Origin of the sequence: Pseudomonas sp. D4002, from assembly GCF_013385665.1 — a bacterium.
GTDB lineage: Bacteria > Pseudomonadota > Gammaproteobacteria > Pseudomonadales > Pseudomonadaceae > Aquipseudomonas.
This window is the reverse complement of the sequence record NZ_JACAPN010000015.1, coordinates 371,149-389,601: the sequence shown is the minus strand read 5'-3', so window position 1 is coordinate 389,601 and position 18,453 is coordinate 371,149. Positions and strand designations below refer to the sequence as shown.

General features: G+C 62.0%; 13 protein-coding genes. 7 read left to right on the top strand and 6 right to left on the bottom strand.

Features of this window, described 5'->3' with window-relative positions:
• Positions 1-184 precede the first annotated feature (184 nt).
• Positions 185-5,761, top strand: a complete 5,577-nt coding sequence (locus HX824_RS09635; protein WP_177054469.1) for a dermonecrotic toxin domain-containing protein — start codon at positions 185-187, stop codon at positions 5,759-5,761.
• Between the two features lie 97 nt (positions 5,762-5,858).
• Positions 5,859-6,776, top strand: coding sequence for a transcriptional regulator MetR (gene metR, locus HX824_RS09630; RefSeq protein WP_003216460.1), 918 nt, complete (start codon positions 5,859-5,861; stop codon positions 6,774-6,776).
• A gap of 48 nt (positions 6,777-6,824) precedes the next feature.
• Here metR and HX824_RS09625 read toward each other — a convergent pair whose 3' ends face one another.
• The 5 genes from HX824_RS09625 to HX824_RS09605 all read right to left on the bottom strand — a co-directional run bounded on the left by HX824_RS09625 (position 6,825) and on the right by HX824_RS09605 (position 11,561).
• Positions 6,825-7,235 (bottom strand): NUDIX domain-containing protein, encoded by a 411-nt coding sequence (locus HX824_RS09625; RefSeq protein WP_008435540.1) that lies wholly within the window; start codon positions 7,233-7,235, stop codon positions 6,825-6,827.
• Between the two features lie 48 nt (positions 7,236-7,283).
• A complete protein-coding gene (locus HX824_RS09620) occupies positions 7,284-8,630 on the bottom strand; it encodes an HD domain-containing phosphohydrolase (RefSeq protein WP_023659212.1) in 1,347 nt (448 codons plus the stop codon).
• Positions 8,631-8,812: 182 nt separating this feature from the next.
• A complete protein-coding gene (locus HX824_RS09615; RefSeq protein ID WP_003216453.1) occupies positions 8,813-9,085 on the bottom strand; it encodes a type B 50S ribosomal protein L31 in 273 nt (90 codons plus the stop codon).
• Positions 9,086-9,185: 100 nt separating this feature from the next.
• A complete protein-coding gene (locus tag HX824_RS09610) occupies positions 9,186-10,511 on the bottom strand; it encodes an APC family permease (RefSeq protein ID WP_003216451.1) in 1,326 nt (441 codons plus the stop codon).
• A 228-nt stretch (positions 10,512-10,739) separates the two neighbouring features.
• Positions 10,740-11,561, bottom strand: coding sequence for a carbon-nitrogen hydrolase family protein (locus tag HX824_RS09605; protein WP_003216449.1), 822 nt, complete (start codon positions 11,559-11,561; stop codon positions 10,740-10,742).
• A 93-nt stretch (positions 11,562-11,654) separates the two neighbouring features.
• Between HX824_RS09605 and HX824_RS09600 the strand changes: the two genes are divergently transcribed.
• From HX824_RS09600 to HX824_RS09585, 4 genes are all read left to right on the top strand, one after another.
• Complete coding sequence (locus HX824_RS09600; RefSeq protein WP_003216446.1) at positions 11,655-12,419, top strand: LuxR C-terminal-related transcriptional regulator; 765 nt, start codon at positions 11,655-11,657, stop codon at positions 12,417-12,419.
• Positions 12,420-12,549: 130 nt separating this feature from the next.
• Positions 12,550-14,169, top strand: coding sequence for an FMN-binding glutamate synthase family protein (locus HX824_RS09595; RefSeq protein ID WP_003216444.1), 1,620 nt, complete (start codon positions 12,550-12,552; stop codon positions 14,167-14,169).
• Between the two features lie 66 nt (positions 14,170-14,235).
• Entirely contained in the window at positions 14,236-14,532 is a 297-nt protein-coding gene (locus HX824_RS09590; RefSeq protein WP_003216439.1) for a cupin domain-containing protein, read from the top strand.
• A gap of 143 nt (positions 14,533-14,675) precedes the next feature.
• Entirely contained in the window at positions 14,676-15,800 is a 1,125-nt protein-coding gene (locus HX824_RS09585) for an OpgC family protein (protein WP_177020505.1), read from the top strand.
• Between the two features lie 45 nt (positions 15,801-15,845).
• Here HX824_RS09585 and HX824_RS09580 read toward each other — a convergent pair whose 3' ends face one another.
• Positions 15,846-17,258: an amino acid permease gene (locus HX824_RS09580; protein WP_003216436.1), complete on the bottom strand. Its 1,413-nt coding sequence runs from the start codon at positions 17,256-17,258 to the stop codon at positions 15,846-15,848.
• A gap of 656 nt (positions 17,259-17,914) precedes the next feature.
• On the opposite strand from HX824_RS09580, the gene HX824_RS09575 reads away from it, so the two are divergent.
• Positions 17,915-18,373, top strand: a complete 459-nt coding sequence (locus HX824_RS09575; protein ID WP_032899435.1) for a transposase — start codon at positions 17,915-17,917, stop codon at positions 18,371-18,373.
• Positions 18,374-18,453: the final 80 nt, after the last annotated feature.

The window sequence follows — 18,453 nt, the reverse complement described above, 5'->3', positions numbered from 1 at the left end:
AACCCCAGTAGAGCGCGAGTCTGATGAACTTTGTACAAGCGCGCTGCCACAGTTCAGTGACAGTTTGATGAAGGGCGCCCAACGGTCATCCGCGTATCTATCTATCACCTCACGCCCTGGCCCCGCCTTTTTAATGGTGCATTCACCGGCAAGCCCGGTCTCACCAGAGCATGAACACACCATCATGAGTGACCTCACCCTACTTCTCCCGTCTGCCACCCTGAGCGACTTCGCCTCACCGTCGCTTCCAGGCCAGGCCCGCCTCCAGGACCAGAGCCTGTCCCTGCAAGCCTCAGCGCGCTGGCGCGAAAGCCAACAGGAGCTGCATCAACTGATTGCCCAGGCACCCGGCGTGCGCGACTCCATCGAACAACTGCTCACAGAGCATTGGCAACTGGGCGCCGCACCGGTCGGCCTGGGATTTCTCAAGACCGAAGATCACGACGAGCACTTCGTCAGCCTGGTGGATGCCTGGGGATTTATCTGCCAGTTTCCAGACATCTCCCCCAACCTGGATGCCCGCAGCACCGTGGTCGGCCTGGCGTCCCACCGCCTGTCAGCCCTCACGCCCGTGCAATTGCTCAAGCGGCTCCAGGCACTGGGCCTGGGGAAACTGCTCAGCGCCCGCTGGGAAAACTATTGGAGTACCCGGGCGCCGGGTACGCCGTTGTCCCGTCGCGAGCGGGCGGCACAACTGTACTGCCAGCATTTCGAGGCCTGCGGGCAATCGGCCTATGCCCAGGGAAGGCTGGGTGCCCAACAACTGATCTCGTTGCAGACAGTGCTCAACCCGGTCACCACCCCCAATGGCGTACGCCCCGTCGAGACCTGCCAGCTGGCGTTGCTGCTGCCCGACCAGAGCAAGGTCAAATTGGCTGGCGCCTGGGTCATCTCCGTGGGCCAGGAGCCGCTGTTGACACAAACCCTGTACCTGCCCTGCCGGCAACCCGGCGTGATGGTCTTCAGCCAACGCCGCGACATGGAGCAGTGGCTGGTCGCAGCGCATCAGCAACTGATCCCGCCGGACGTCGCGGCTGACGCTGTCACCGTCGAATACAGCTCGCGCACCGAACCCCTGGAGCACGGCATTCTGGACCTGTTGTCGCACCTGCACGCGGCTCAGCTGGAAAGCCTGCGCAACCGTCATCGCAATGGCAGTGACCTGGCCCGTTACGCCAGCCATGCCCTGGATGATGCCGACCGCCTGGACAGCCAGCGCCGGGAAATCCCGATGCTTATCGCACCGCATCAACCGGCAGCTACGCCCGGCCCGGACGCTGACGACCTGCCTCCTGCCCTGCCCTTCGGCCACCTCAGCGCCGACATTGCCCTGGGCCAACGCTGGGCCGCGATCAGGCTGCAACGCAGCGCACTGGAACGCTTCCTGGGCGATGGCCCTGAGCAAACCGCCCGGCTGGTGCAGTTGAAGGGTTTGATGCAAGCGCTGAAAGACGCAGAGCAGGCCGGCAATGATGCCGCCAGCGGCCTGCTGGCCAAAAAAGCTGCCCTCGATCAACTTGAGCTGCGGCAAAAACCCAATCCGGACTATGACGCGCTCTACCAGGCGCGGCTCGCCGCCCTGCGCGCCGAGGGCGCCATCCAGCATGCGCTCCAGCAGATCAGCGATGAAGAACACGGCCTGCTCCTGGCCGTCACGGAACACCCCGCGGCCCCGGAACGCCGCCCGGCTGTCGCGGTGACCCGCCTGATCCTCTCCAGCCGTGACCCAAGGGAAGGTTCCGAGGAACTGACAGGCCTGTTGCTCATCACCCAGACCAGCGCGCTGACCTCTTCGGCGCCCCACAGCCTGTTGCTGTACTGGCCCGGCAATGCAGGGGGCCTGCAGCGTTTCGAATCCCGCCAAGCCCTGGAACACTCGCTGTTCAAGCTGTCGAGCGAAGCGCAGGACGTCACCCTGCAATTGTCGCTGCTCACCGGCGACCCGATTGAATACTCGTTGCAACAGCAGCTGTACGCCAGCGAACAACAGGCGTATGCGCTGATTTCCCTCTTCCCGGTGCCTCCGTTCGGCCAGGAGCGAACCGAAGGCCTGGACAGACTCAAAGAGCAAACCCTGTTTACCCTGCAAACCCCGGTGTGCCCGGCGCGGGAACTGGCGTATGGACAACTGCTCGAGCAACAACGCAGCAGCACCCTGGCCGGGGCACTGCCTGGGGAGTTGAGCCAGTTGCCGGCAGATGAACGCCTGGCGCTCAAGCACCTGATACACGCGCAGATCAGCGCCCTGCATCGCTCGCAGCGACTGCTCGAGCGCGAGCTGGAACCCTTCGACGACTTCGGCCAGCGCCGCCTGGACCAACGCCTGCGCGAAGACTTCCAGCTTGAACACACCTGGTCGGTGCAACTGGACCTGCCCGATACGGTCAGCCAGGAGCGCGAATACCTGTCCGAATACGCGGGCCCGGGTACACCGTTCAAGTATGTGACGGTGCCCAGTACCCGCCGCAGCACCCTGTCATTGTTGCAACTGGCCCAGCAAAACATCGACCCGACGCTGGCCCAGCGCCTGACCTACATGAAGCTCGATGTCTCCGGCCCCAATGCCCCTGAAACCACCCGGCTGACCACCGGCCTGTCCCTGGAATACCTGAAGACCCTGGTCAAGGAGCTGGACCTCGCCGGGGCCTACGAAAGCTTGATCACCCGCACCTTCCTCGGTGATCCCGCGGCGGCGCCTTTCACCACGCAGCACCGTCGCGAATGCCTGGCCGAGCCCCTGCGCCTGATGCTCATGCTGCAAGGCAAACGCGCGCGGGCCCTGGGGCGATTCGACGACAACGATCTGCGGCTGCTGAACATCGCCATCGACGCCGACAACGCGGATGCCTGGCAGGTGGAAGACAAGAAAATCGTGCTGCTGCCGGCCACCCTGAGTGCGGGCGGTGAAGATACCGACTTCGGTCCGACCACCCTGTCAGGGGTCACCTTCATCCAGGAACAAATCTCCGGCACAACCCTGCTGTACCTGCCAAACAGCCCGGACAACCAGGACCTGCGGCGTTACGCGAGCCTGGAACTGGCCCGCAAGGCGCTCTACGACCTCAGCCTGGTCAGCGGCATGAGCGCCTACCTGGCAGGCCTGGCCATCAAGGGCGACACCGCCGCCCACCTAACCCGGATCGCCCAGGCCCAGCAACGGAATTTTGATCCGGTCTTTGCCGTCGGAACCCCGTGGCCGGCCACCACATCGCTGGCCACTCATTTGCTGAACGCCCATATGGGCCGCGTCATAGAAGCGCACCGCGCGACCTCGCGCTCCAACGCGGCCTTGTTGCTGGAGCAGAATGCGCTGCGCGCCGGGCTGATCTTCAACTACCTGAAAATCGCCCTGGGGCTGGTGCCTTTCGTGGGTTCGGTCGTCGCGTTGTATGACGCCTGGTCCAGTGCCAACCTGGCCACTGCTGCGTTCCTGCGCGGGAACGTCGGCCATGGCCTGGCCGAGGTCGAGGCGGTGCTGTTGTCGCTGATCGACTGCGCCATGGACATTCTGCCGGGCAGCCTCGTCCTGCCGGTCAACGCCCGCGCCGCCACGCGCCAGCGTCAATTGCGCCATCTGGCCAGCAGCGCCGCCAGCCTGCACCTGCCCTCGGTCACCCAGGCTCGGCGGGCGGCACAGCGTTTCGCCGGTTATGAATATGAAGGAGTGATCTCGCTGGCCGGGCTGCAACCGCAGACCCACGGTTTTTATCGCAATGTGTACCGGCATACCGAAGGCGACTTCATCGTGCGGCGCGGGCGCATCTATCAGGTTGAGCTGGCCGGCGATCCCCTGGACTGGCGCCTGAGCCCGACCCGCAGCAAAACCTACAAGCAGCCGATTGCCCTGGATGAAAACGGCGAATGGGACACTCACTACGGCGTCTACGGCAGCGCATTCAAGGGCGGCCTGGCGGGTGGCGGCAGCGTGCTCGGGCATATGGCCGAAGTGCTTGATCCGATCTGGCCCCAGTCGATCCGTGATTACTTGCCACGCTGGTGGACCGACCGCGCCCTGCGCCGCCAACAGGCGCTGGCCAACAGTATCAACAGCCGCGAAGACCTGATTGCGCTCTCCATTAACCGAACCGAAGAACTGATGGCCCGCACCGACAGCGCAGGCCCGGCGATCCGCAGAGCCTTCGAGCAGGACATCGAGCTGTACAGCCGCCAGTATCAGGAACTGACGGAGTTCGTGCCCTTTACCAGCGGCAACCGCCAGCGCGCGATCAGAGAGGACATGAGCCGCAATGCGGCGCGCCTGACCCTGACCACCCTGAACCGGGCGCGCTATCACTTCAAGCAGATCGAGGCACGGATCCTGGAGCTTGGAACCCATAACATGACCGCTATCTCCCCCGAGGTTTTCGACACCTTGGCAATCGTTCCCGCCATGCTGGAGATCCTGCGGCAGCGTAAAAGGATCAGCAGCGAGATTCTGCGTGACCTGGACCGGATCGATGCCGACTTTTCCCAGTTCAACCGCTGGTTCGATCAGGTTACCGATGCCGCCCACCGTACCCGGCTAAGCCCGATGCTGGAGCAATTCCGACGTACGCTCAATGACAGCTACCGCACGCACCTGAAATTCTTACACCGCTTCGATACCCTTGAGACTTACCCCGAAGTTGCCGAGCTGTCTTGGTTCTACTTGCGGGCCCAGGCCCGGGACAGCTACGCCAAAGTCAACCGGGCATGGGCTTCGCATTTTGAACTGCCCAACGCCAGCGCCAACATCACACAGCGGCGCAAGGTGCTGGAAGACTGCATACAGGCCTATGAACAATTCCGGCTGACCATCCGCACCTGGAACCTCGGTTACCCGCAGCATTTCGACCAGGCGCAACTCAGTGCGTTTTTCGTCGACATTGACCAGATGATCGAACTGGCTCGCCGGGCCATCAAGGAGTCGCCGGCAAGCCGCCCACCGGCCGGGCAACCTGTACGGCGGGTATTCGACACCGAGGACAATATTTCCCTGGTGGGCACCGAGAGCATCGACCCACAAACCCAAGCCACCACTTACCAGGTTGAGAGCGCCAGCGGGCGCGTCGAGACCTGGGTGAAGGGCCCCGGCGGCAAGTCCCGGCTCAAGGACAATGCCGCCTCGGAACCCGCGCCGCCGGAGTCCAACGTCAAGCCGTTCGTGGTGAGCGAAGCCAGGGCTCGCCTGGACAACGTCGGGCTGTACGAAAGCCGCGCCACCGCCTACACCGAGCAAAAAATGCTGCCGGTGGACCTCGAACACCTGCTTGTTAGTGAAGCGGCCGAGTTGAACCTGCGGGCCAATCGCCTGGAACGCCTGGACCCCACCGAGGACCTCGTGCGCCAACTGCGGGCCAAGGCCGCGGAGCTGACCATCAAGGGCCGCAACCTGCGAATCCGCCAGACCCTCGCCAGCAAAACCCCTACCGAAGGTTATCTGGACTACCTTCGCGAACAACGGGTGGTGGAGATTCGCAAGGGCGAACCGGCCCGCAACCTCAATGAAGGCAAGAAAGGACGGGCGGATTTTCTTCAGGAATACGTGATTCAGGACCTGACACAAACGCCGCCCGCCACCCTGTGGTACGCGCACTTTCATTACGACAAGGCCGGGGCGCAGTTCGACGAGTTCATCAAGGCCCACTTGAAGATTCCCGAGCAGCGCAACCTGGGTTTGCAATGGCAAGTCGCCCAGGCGCAAGCCGGGGCCGCGGTGGACCCTATCTGGCGCGGCAATATCGGGCGAGCGCTGGCCACCCGGCACTTTGCCGGGGTGTAAAGGCGGCGGGACTTGCGCACGACGGTCGACACACATAACAACATGAGACAAACTCAACCGATCCGAATTTGTCACAAGTTATATTCATGGAGACCCCGTGCTCGAAATCCGCCATCTCAAGACCCTGCACGCCTTGCGCGAAGCCGACAGCCTGGTGGAGGCCGCTGAGCGCCTGCACCTGACGCAATCAGCACTCTCCCACCAGTTCAAGGAACTGGAAGAGCGCATGGGCATGCAGTTATTCGTGCGCAAGACCAAGCCGCTGCGCTTCACCAGCGCCGGCCTGCGCCTGCTGCAACTGGCGGACGCCACCCTGCCCTTGCTGCGCGGTGCCGAACGCGACATCGCGCGCCTGGCCGGCGGCACGGCCGGGCGTTTGCACATGGCCATCGAGTGCCACAGTTGCTTCCAGTGGTTGATGCCGACCATCGACCAGTTCCGCGATGCCTGGCCGGAAGTCGAGCTGGACCTGGCCTCCGGCTTCGCCTTCGCGCCGCTGCCGGCCTTGGCCCGTGGCGACCTGGACCTGGTGGTGACCTCGGACCCGCTGGAGCTGCCGGGCATCACCTATGTACCGCTGTTCACCTACGAAGCCATGCTCGCCGTGGCCAACCAGCACCCGCTGGCGAACAAGCCGTACATCGTGCCCGAAGACCTGATCAGCGAAACCCTGATCACCTACCCGGTGGAGCGGGATCGCCTGGACATCTTCACCCGCTTCCTGGAACCGGCGGATGTAGAACCGGCCCAGGTGCGCACCTCGGAACTGACGGTGATGATGATGCAGTTGGTGGCCAGCGGTCGCGGCGTGTGCGGCATGCCCCATTGGGCGCTGCATGAATACAGCTCCCGGGGGTATGTGAAGGCCAAGCGGCTGGGGGAGAAAGGTTTGTTTGCCACGCTGTACGCCGGGATTCGCGCCGACATGCTGGACGCGCCGTACATGCGTGATTTTCTGCTGACGGCCAAGGACACCTCGTTTTCGACCCTGGACGGCGTCAGCGCCGTTCGCTGACCTGTAGCGGATACCTGTGGCGAGGGAGCTTGCTCCCTCGCCACAAGATCAGGCAGGGATCAGAGAGGCGCGGTAGAACGGCAGAATCAAATCCCGGGTCAGCGGCGCAAGCTGCAAACCGCCGTCGCCCGCCGGGTCGATCCAGCACACCTCTTCAATCTCGGCAGCCGGTGTCACAGGCACGTCGATGTGCACCTGGAACAATTCGGCCTGCACCACGAACCCCGGCTCATTCGCCGCCGGCGCCGAGAACTGCCCAAGGTACACAGCCGCCTCCGGATCAACTCGCAGGCCCAGTTCTTCGTGCAGCTCACGGGCCAAAGCCTCTGCGGGTTGCTCGCCGGCATCGATCTTGCCGCCCGGCTGCATGAAGGCCTGGGTGCCGCGCTTGCGTACCAGCAGGGTCTGGCCGTCGCTGCCGATCAGCAGGGCGGCGGCGATGCGAATGGTGGAGGTCATGAAAAGGTCGCCTTGAATACAAAGGCGCAAGGATCCCATGAACCGGTCTCACCCCGAAAGCAGTGCCTCATCCGGCTCCTTGATGAACACGCTGTACTTCGCCCCTTCCATGGCCTCGAACGCAATCAGCTTGTCCACCAGCGGCAGGTTCAACACCTTGCCGGCGTTGAGCAGCAGCATGCCGTTGTCGGCGTTGAGGTTGCGCGCCAGCACCATGCCTTCGGCCAGTTCGCGGGTGGTCAGGACCTTCACCGACGGGTCGCCCAGGGTCACGTCGCTGAGGAACGCGGCGCAGGCCTGGATGAAGTCCTCGACCATGTCCGGGTCGTAAAGGCGCCCGGCGTATTTGCGGATGTAGAGCAGCGCTTCGTCGCTGTTCATCTGCCGCTCAAGGATCAAGCCGCGTTGCAATTCGATGAAGTCCACCGCCAGTTTCAACAGGCGCGAACCTACAGGTATTGCTTCGCCCTTGAGGTGGTCGGGAAAACCGCTGCCGTCCCAGCGTTCCTGGTGGTGGCGGATCAAGCGTGCCGCGTCTTTCATCGGTTCCAGGGTCATCAGCAACGATTCGCTCTGGGCCGGATACGCCCGGTACCGCTCACGGTAGGTGCTGTGCAGCAGGTCGCTGGGAGAGACCATCATGTTGTCGCTCCAACTCAACTTGCCGATGTTGTAGAGCGCGGCGGCCATGGTCAGGTCGCGATTGCTGGCCTCATCCAGGCCGCGGCCGTGGCACCAGGTGCGCACCAGCTCGATGATCTGCCGGTTGGTTTGCTTGGCTCGGGGCAAGCGCAGGTTGGCCAGCAGCGAGAACACTTCGGTGCCGGTGGCGTAGCTGTGTTTGAGTTCTTCGTAGGCCAGGTCGAGCATGTCAGCGGTTTGCTGCAGCTCGCTGGTGCGTGAGGCCACGCGTTTTTCCAGGCTGGCGTTGAGTTGCTTGAGTTCGTCGTTCTGCTGGCGGGTCAATTGCTCCAGGCGCAGGCGCTCACGCTCGGAGTGTTGATGGGCCAGGGATTGCCGCAACGCCAGCAGCAGTTCTTCGTCTTTCCAGGGTTTGCTCAGGTAGCGGTAGATCTGCCCTTCGTTGATGGCCTTGATGATCAGCGTCAGGTCGGTTTCACCGGTCAGCAGGATGCGCACGGTGTGCGGGTAATCATGGTGGATCTGCGCAAGCAGGGTGGCGCCGTCCATGTCCGGCAGGCGCGCGGCACTCATCACCAGGTCGACGGGTTGCTGCGCCAGAATCGCCAGCGCGTGAGCGGCGTCGGTGGCGCTGCATAATTCAAAGGGTTCCAGGCGCAGCAACTGCGTCAGGCGGTCCAGCACGTCCGGGTGTGCGTCAATCAACAGCACCACCGGGCGGTCGGGATTTGCGAAGGTCACTGACTCTCCCATGGGGCACCTCGTATAGCGTCGATGTGCGTGTCCTACGGTCAAGGTAACAGCCTCCTGGCCATTACCCAGCAGTTTAGTCGGTTTTTCTTTGCAGTGATGGCCTTGCGACATCACTTCGTCAGATAGGCATAAAAAAGGGCCACTTCATTGAATGAAGCAGCCCTGAGGTAACGCGCGGTGCATCACGCCTCGGCGGTTTTACCGGCCGAACCAAACGACGCAAATCGCTTGTTGAAGCCGGCGATGCGGCCTTCGGACTGGGTCTTGCGCTGTTGGCCGGTGTACACCGGGTGCGAGGCACTCGACACGTCCAGGAGTACGTAGGGGTAAGTGTTGCCGTCGCTGTGTTGTTGCGTACGGTCGGTTTCCACGGTGGAACCGATCAGGAAGAAAACGTCGGCGGCGGTGTCATGGAACAACACGGTGCGGTAGTCGGGGTGGATACCAGGTTTCATAAGGCCTCCGGGGCGTCTGGGTGAACATCAAGTGTTATACAGTAACACAAATGATGCACCCAAACGAGAACCGATTGCAATAAGAATAGATCCCGAGCTTCTATGCGGCTTCCTGAAAGTCCATTTCCGGGGGCTGCCGGGAGAAGCCCCGCGTCAGGAAACCCAGGTACACCAGGCCAATCGCCAACCAGCTCAGGCCCAGGTAAATCGCCAGGTGATCAAGGCTGACCATCAACCACAAATCCGCCACCAGGCCGATGGTCGGGAACACCAGGAACAGCACCAACTCCCGCAAACCGCGCTGCTTGGCACCGATCCAGTAGTGGAAGATCACCGACAGGTTCACCAGGCTGAAAGCCAGGAACGCACCGAAGTTGATGAACGAGGTGGAGGTGGTGACGTCCAGTCTCAACGCCAGTAACGCAACCACCGCGCACAGCAGGATGCTGTTGACCGGCGTACCGAAGCGCGCGTGCAAGGTACCGAAGAACGACTTGGGCAACACCCCGTCGCGCCCCATCGCAAACAGCAACCGCGAACCACTGGCCTGCGCTGACAGCCCCGAGGCGAACTGGCCGACGATCAGGCCGATCAGGAAGATCGACACAAACAGGTCGCCGCCAATGTTGCGGGCAATCTCGTAGGCGGCAGAATCCACGTCGGTGAACTCGAACGATGGGTGGGCGATCTGCACGAAGTACGACACACCGACGAAGATCAGCCCGCCGATCAGGGTGATCAGCATGATCGCCCGGGGAATCGTGCGGCGCGGGTCGCGGGTTTCTTCGGTCAGGGTGCTGACCGCGTCAAAGCCCAGGAACGAATAGCAGGCGATCGCCGCACCGCTCATGATCAACGGCATTTGCATCTGGCCGTTGAAGAACGGGGTGATGGTCCACAGCGGCTTGCTCGCATCACCGCCGATGTAGTGGATGCACAGCGCGACGAAGGCGACCAGCACCAGGAACTGCACCAGCATCAGCAAGGCGTTGATGCCGTTGGCGAGTTTCAGGCCGATGATGTTGATCACACTGGTGACCCCGATAAACGCCAGTACCCAGACCCATTGCGGCACGGCCGGGAAGGCCGAATGCAGGTAGGCCGCGCCGATCAGCCAGATGGCCATGGGCAGGAACAGGTAGTCGAGCAACACCGCCCAACCGGCGATAAACCCGAGCTTGGGGCTGATGGCCTTGCGCACATAGCTGTAGGCGGACCCGGCCACCGGGAACGCCGAGGCCATGCGGCCGTAGCTCATGGCGGTGAAGAACATCGCCACCAGGGCGGCCAGGTAAGCGGCCGGGACCATGCCGGCGGTGGATTGCGCCAGGATACCGAAGGTGCCCAGGACAATGATCGGTGTCATATAGGCGATGCCAAACAGCACCACCGACCCTAACGACAGGGTGCGTTGCAAACGAGCCATGAGCGATTCTCCGCGCAATTATTAGATTTATGGCAGAACTGAAGTCGGTGCAGCGAACGCAATAATTTTTATGGTTGAAGCAGCTTTTTGGTGAAATGCAGCTTCTGTGGCGAGGGGGCTTGTCCCCCGTTGGGCTGCGAAGCGGCCCCAGAAAAAGCGGGAGCGCTTCGCACTCCAACGGGGGACAAGCCCCCTCGCCACAACAGCATCCTTGCCACGAGACCCGTGTCAGGGTTTGGGGATCAACAACTCCCGCGTCCCGTCCTCGCGCTCAATCACCTCCCCCGGCAATTTCAAGCGCTGGTCATCCAGGTAGCGATAGTCCTGTCGCGCCGCCGCCAGTTGTCCCAGGTCCAGTTCAACGCTGAACTGCCCTTCCCCGCGCCCGGCTTCAAACAGCAAGCTGCCGAACGGGTCGACCAGCGCACTGCCACCGGCGAACATCAGGCCGTCATCGCCCTCTTCCACTCGGTTGACCATCAGCGCGAACGCCTGGTTTTCCTGGGCGCGGGCCATGATCGCGGTGCGGTGGGTGGGGCCGTACGGGTCCATGTTGCCGTTGGTGACGATCAACACTTCAGCGCCCAACTGCGCCAGGGCCCGGGCGGTTTCCGGGAATTCGATGTCGTAACAGATCAACAGGCCAACTCGCACGCCGTTCCACACGCAGGTGGCGTAGCGGTCACCCGGGGTGAAGACGCCGCGGTCCGAGGCCCACAGGTGGGTCTTGCGATAGCGCAGGGCGATGCCGTCCGGGGTGATCATCAAGGTGGTGTTATAGAATTGGCCCGCGTCGCTCTCGGCCATGCCGATCACCACGGCGATATTGCGCGCACGGGCAGCCTGGATAATCGCCTGCACGGTCGGGCCGTCCACCGGCTCGGCCACCTCGGCCACGGTGCCGGCGGTCGGGAAGCCCATCAGGTGGGTTTCCGGGAATACGACCAATTGGGTATCCGCCGCACACGCAGCAATTGCCGCCAACGCGCGCTCAAGGTTGTAAGCTGTGCCGTTATCGCGGCCTGCCAGCTGGGCAAATTCGACCTTCATGGTTATTCCTTGTTCTTTATCTGTGGCGCAGTATGCGCAGCCGCGAACACTCGGGAAATCACGCAGCCGGGTTAACCCTATGGGGGTAGATGCATGACATTGTCGCTGGAAGACATCGCCTGGCACCGTTCGGTGGGGCAGATGATAGACGCCCTGGACCAGCCGAATTTCTGGACGCAGCTTGTCCGGTTGCTGGACCAATATGTGCCGTTCGACAGTTGGGTGGTGTTGCTGTTCAGCAGCGAGCACAAACCCCTGGTGTTCGCCGAATGCCCGGGCCAGGACGGCGAACCCGACCATCTGTTCCAGGATTACCTCAACGGTTTATACCTGCTCGATCCCTTCTACATCGCCAGCCGCGAACACTCGCGCACCGGGCTGTTTCGCCTGGCCGAAGTGGCCCCGGAGCATTTCGAGCTGACCGAGTATTACCAGCGCTACTTCCGGCTGAACGTGGTGGCCGATGAAATCCAGTTCAATTGCCAGCAACCGGACGGGCGAACCCTGTGCCTTTCCCTGGGCTCCAAACAGCGCTTTGACCCACAGCAGATTGCCCTGCTGTCGCTGATCCAGCCGTGGGTGCTGGGCTTGCTGCGCCAACGCCTGCCCCATGAACTCAACCAGGTGAGCGCTCCGGAGCAGCCGATCCACAACGATGGCTGGGGCGCGCAACTCACCGCGCGCGAGCTGGATGTGGGCCGTTTGATGCTCAGTGGTTGCTCCAGCAAGGAAATCGCTCGTAAGCTGGAAATCTCTGTTGAAACCGTGAAAGTCCATAAAAAACACATGTACAGCAAGCTAGGGATCAAATCCCAGTCGGAGCTGTTCTCGATTTTTCTGCAGGCGCAAAACGCCTGATCGAGCCCTGTAGGAGCGAGCTTGCTCGCGAAAAACGTCAATGCACCGCGGTCATCCAGACAACCGCGCTATCGTTAACGACCTTCGCGAGCAAGCTCGCTCCTACAGGATAAAAACTAAGGAACCCTGTATGAGCCTGTCCTTGTTAAGCCGTTACGCGTTCTTTGCCGTCTGCGTCATTTTCACCCTCGCCAGCATGCCGTTTATCGAACACGAATGGCTGTGGCCGATCGCCGTGGTGACCGGCATCCTTAGCCTGATCGGCATTTTCGACCTGCTGCAAAGCCCCCACGCGGTGCGCCGCAACTACCCGATTCTGGGCAATATCCGTTACCTGGTGGAAGGCATCCGTCCGGAAATCCGCCAGTACCTGCTGGAATCCGACAGCGACGCCCTGCCCTTCTCCCGGGCCCAGCGCTCGCTGGTCTATTCCCGCGCCAAGAATGAAAGTGCCGACAAACCCTTCGGCACGCTGATCGACGTTTACCAGTCGGGCTTTGAGTTTATCGGCCACTCCATGCGCCCCGCGCCGCTGAGCGACCCCAGCGCGTTTCGCGTGATCGTCGGCGGCCCGCAATGCAAGCAGCCCTACTCGGCCTCGGTGTTCAACATCTCGGCCATGAGCTTCGGTTCGCTGAGCGCCAACGCGATTCGCGCGCTCAACCAGGGGGCCAAGCTCGGCAACTTCGCCCATGACACCGGTGAAGGCAGCATCAGCCCCTATCACCGGGAAAACGGCGGCGACCTGACCTGGGAGCTCGGCAGCGGCTACTTCGGCTGCCGCACCAGCGCCGGCCTTTTCGACCCGGAACGCTTCGCCGTGCAGGCGCAGAACCCGCAAGTGCGGATGATCGAAATCAAGATGAGCCAGGGCGCCAAACCGGGCCACGGCGGGATCCTGCCCAAGCACAAGGTCACCCAGGAAATCGCCGACACCCGCGGCATCATGATGGGCGAGGACTGCATCTCGCCGTCGCGCCACAGCGCGTTTTCCACTCCCATCGAAATGATGCACTTCATCGCCCAGCTGCGTGAACTGTCGGGCGGCAAACCGGTGGGCTTCAAGTTCTGCCTGGGCCACCCGTGGGAATTCATGGGCATCGCCAAGGCCATGCTCGAAACCGGCATCCTCCCGGACTTTATCGTGGTGGACGGCAAGGAAGGCGGCACCGGCGCCGCGCCGGTGGAGTTCACCGACCACATCGGCGTGCCGCTGCGTGAAGGCTTGCTGTTCGTGCACAACACCCTGGTGGGCTTGAACCTGCGGGACAAGATCAAGCTCGGCGCCAGCGGCAAGATCGTCAGCGCGTTCGACATCGCCAGCGTCCTGGCCATCGGTGCCGACTGGGCCAACTCGGCGCGGGGCTTCATGTTCGCCATCGGCTGTATCCAGTCGCAAAGCTGCCACACCAACAAATGCCCCACCGGAGTGGCCACCCAGGACCCGTTGCGCCAGCGCGCACTGGTGGTGCCGGACAAGGCCCAGCGCGTGTTCAACTTCCACCGCAACACGCTGAAGGCCCTGGCCGAAATGCTCGCTGCCGCCGGTCTCGACCACCCTTCGCAACTGTCGGCCAAGCACCTGGTGCGGCGCATGTCGGCCACCGAGATCAAGTTGTTTTCGCAGCTGCATGTGTTCCTGAAACCTGGCGAATTGCTCACCGGCGAAGTGAACGGCGAGTTTTATTCGCGCATGTGGCAGATGGCGCGGGCGGACAGTTTTGAGCCGAATGAAATCGCCGCGGCCTGAGCCCGCATTGAACAACCCCGCTGAACCGGACCACCGAACGGCATCGTTGAAACAAGGAGCTTCACCATGCCGTTACTCGACTTCACCGCCCTTGCCGCCCAACTGCCGGACACCTGGAAATCCACCCGCGTGGGCCAGGTCGGCCCGGCGCGGATCAAGGTGCTGCGCATGGATGCACAGGCTTATGAAGAAGAAACCCACGACTACAACGAAGGGCTGTTGGTGATCGACGGCCTTTTGCGCCTGTCTATTGGCGAGGAGGCCATCGACGTCGGCGCCGGTCAGATGTACCTGGTTGAAGCCGGCATCGCCCACGCGGTACTCGCCGGCAGCCAAGGCACGCTGGTGATCATCGACGTTTAAACAAAGCGATGAGACATTCAGCAAAAAACTCAGCTTTGCAATTGCTTACAAATACCGCCAACCTGCGCCCGCCCGACGTACGGCTCGACTGAAGCCGTCGTCCACTTGTCATTACTAAACCCCTTGTTCAAGAGCCCGCTGCCATGTTGAACGGACGCGACCCGCGCATCGATTTTTTTCGGGGCCTGGCGTTGATCTTTATTTTCTGGGATCACGTGCCCCACAACCCTCTGGGCCAGATCACCTTGCGCAACTTCGGTTTCAGCGACGCGGCGGAGGTCTTCGTGTTCCTGGCCGGTTATGCGGCCGTGCTGGCCTACGGCAAGATTCTGCAGCGCGACGGTTATCTGATCGCCTGCGTGAAGATCTGGCGGCGCACCTGGGTGCTGTACGTGGTGCACATCTTCTTGCTGGCGATGCTGATGGGCATCGTGTTCTTCGCCAACAGCCATGTGGAAACCCGCGACCTCGTTGAAGAGATGGGCCTGACGCACTTCGTCACTCATCCCCAGCAAGCCCTGGTGGATGAACTGCTGTTGCGCTTCAAACCCAACCTGATGGACCCGTTGCCGCTGTACATCGTGCTGCTGGGTTGCCTGCCGCTGGTGTTGCCGCTGCTGTTGCGCAAGACCTGGGCGGTGGTGGCTGTTTCGCTGGCGGTGTACTTGCTGGCGCCGCACCTGGGCTGGAACCTGGCGGCGATTGCCGACGGCGTGTGGTATTTCAATCCGGTGACCTGGCAGTTGCTGTTTGTGCTGGGCGGCGCGGCGGCGATTCATGCCGGGCAACCCCGCCCTGTCGAGACTCGGCGCCTGTTGCGTCAGCCGTTGTTCGTCGCTGCGGCGGTGTATGCGCTGGTGGCGGGGGTTCTCACGCTCTCGTGGCGCTGGCCGGAAATCCACGACGCGCTGATGCCGTCGGCGCTCAGCGACCTGCTGTACCCCATCAGCAAGACCGACCTGTCGCCCGTGCGTTTGCTGCACTTCCTGGCCCTGGCCTATGTCACCGCCAAGCTGTTGCCTGGCCACGCCTGGACGCAAAACTGGCTGGCGCAGCAAACCTGCCGCATGGGCCGCTACTCCCTGGAGGTGTTCTGCCTGGGGGTGCTGCTGGCACCGCTGGCGGACATGATCAATGCGATCACCGGCGATGCCTTCGCCATGCAAATCTTCACCGCATTGGTAGGCGCCGGGCTGATGGCGCTGCTGGGGGCCTGGCTGGATTTGAACAAGCGGCTCACCCAACCGGCGCCTCCCGCCACCGCCTGAAAAACGAAAAGCCCCGTAAGGGGCTTTTTGTTGAGCGCAGGAAACTCAACTCGCGGTGCGTGCCGCCGCTTGAGTCGGCTGCAACTTGAACACGTAGAACAACACCGTCAGCAGCACCAGGAACACCGGCCCCACGTAGAGCGCCACACGGGTGTCCGGGAAGTACGCCATCAGGCCCACCACCAGCACCAGGAACGCCAAGGCCAAGTAGGAGCTGACCGGGTACAGCCACATGCGGTATTTAAGGCCGTCACGTTCGGCCTGGGTCAGGCTCTTGCGGAACTTGAGCTGGGCCAGGAGGATCATCAGCCAGGTCCAGATCGCGCCGAAGGTAGCGATGGAAGTGACCCAGACGAAGACTTTTTCCGGAACCATGTAGTTGAGCAGCACGCCCAGCAACAGCACGAAGATCGACAGCAGCAGCGCCTTGCGCGGCACGCCGTTGCTTGAGGTGGTACCGAACGTGGCCGGGGCCTGGCCGTTCTGCGCCAGGCTGTAGAGCATGCGCCCGGTGCTGAAGATACCGCCGTTGCACGACGACAACGCTGCGGTGATCACCACGAAGTTGATGATGCCGGCGGCGGTCTTGATACCCAGGCGCTCGAAGGTCATCACGAACGGGCTACCCTGGGTGCCGATTTCGTTCCACGGGTAGATCGACAGAATCACGAACAACGCACCGACGTAGAACAGCAGGATGCGCCAGAACACCGAGCCGATGGCACTCGGGATGGTCTTCTGCGGGTTCTTCGCTTCACCGGCGGTGAGGCCGATCATCTCCACGCCCAGGTAGGCGAACATCACCATCTGCAGGGACATCAACACACCCTGCACGCCATTGGGCATAAAGCCGCCGTGGGTCCACAGGTTGGAAATGCCCAGGGCCACGCCATCGTTGCCAAAGCCGAACGCGATGATGCCGACGCCGCCGATCACCATGGCGATGATGGTGACGATCTTGATCAGTGCGAACCAGAACTCGAACTCACCGAAGGCCTTGACCGCGATCAGGTTGATGGTGCCCATGCTGATCAGTGCTGCCAGGGCCCAGATCCAGCGGGGTGTATCGGGGAACCACACGCCCATGTACACGGCGACGGCCGTGATTTCTGCCACGCAGGTCACCAGCCACAGGAACCAATAGTTCCAGCCGGTGAGAAAGCCCGCCAGCGGGCCGAGGTAATCCTGGGCGTAGCGGCTGAACGAACCGGCCACCGGGTTGTGCACGGCCATCTCGCCGAGGGCGCGCATGATCACCAGGATCGCCAGGCCGCCGATGATGTACGACAGCATGATCGCCGGGCCGGCCATTTCAATGGCCTTGGCCGAGCCGAGGAACAGGCCGACGCCGATGCATGCACCGAGGGCCATCAGGCGAATATGCCGTTCGCCGAGTTCGCGTTTCAGCGGACCGCCCTGAGCGGTCTCGCCGTGGGGCAGATGATTGCCAGCTGGCATAGGGATACAACCTCGTCTTGTTATTGGATATGAGCCACCGAGTCCGGGGCGTCATGGCGGGTCTGCCATGGCGTACCGTTGCCGGATCACCTTTTGGGTAAAACGGTCTGGCCGGGCCAGATCAGCGGGGGTGCAGTATAAAAAGCTAAACCCAGGGGTTTTCACTCTATAAACGGCAAGATTCAGCGGGAACTCTCGGTAAAGGCGCCTTTTGCGGAGGAGCATCACCTGGTTAGCGTAGGAATCATCGCCACCAAACGGCGGCGAGTATTGCACGGTAATGGTGCAGCGTCATGCCCCTACCTTTGGCGGGTTTACGGGTGGGGGAGGCTCTAGCTCGACGGTTTGGGGTTATGTGGCGGGGTTATCTGTGACGAGCGGGCTTGTCTGTGGCGAGGGGGCTTGTCTGTGGCGAGGGGGCTTGTCCCCCGTTGGGCTGCGTAGCAGCCCCAAAACCTGCCATAAGTTCTATCCAGAAAATGCGGTGTCTTTACTGGGGCTGCTGCGCAGCCCAACGGGGGACAAGCCCCCTCGCCACAGACAAGCCCGCTCGCCACAAATCTACCTTCGAGAAACACGCCGACACTGAACTGCAAGAGAGCACTCCACAGCAGCTGCTAACGTCAATTGACTACTTCCCCTCAAGGAGCAAAGGAATGCTTCATCAACCCAACTCTCATCTGTTACGCCGTGGTCGACATTCAGAATCTGGCCGTCCTTATCTGATTACCGCCGTGGTTCACAACAGGCAACCCCTGTTCAAAGACTTCCATTTGGGAAGACTACTGGTAGCAGAATTCAGGAAGACCCATGAATTGGGAATGGTCGACTCTCTGGCATGGGTCGTCATGCCTGATCACTTTCATTGGCTATTTGAGCTGCAAGGCACAACGTTGTCGCAGGCTGTGGGACGTACCAAATCCCGCAGCACCCTCACCATTAATCGCGCACGCGGCAGCAAAGAACGATTCTGGCAACTTGGCTACCATGACCGAGCAGTGCGTAGCGATGAAGACCTTCGCAAAATTGCCCGCTACATCATCGCCAATCCTCTGCGAGCGGGCCTGGTCGAACATATTGGTGACTACCCACTATGGGACGCAGCCTGGCTCTGATTTTTCCTGTGTGGAGAGGGCTTGTCTGTGGCGAGGGGGCTTGCCCCCCGTTGGGCTGCGCAGCAGCCCCAGTAAACACA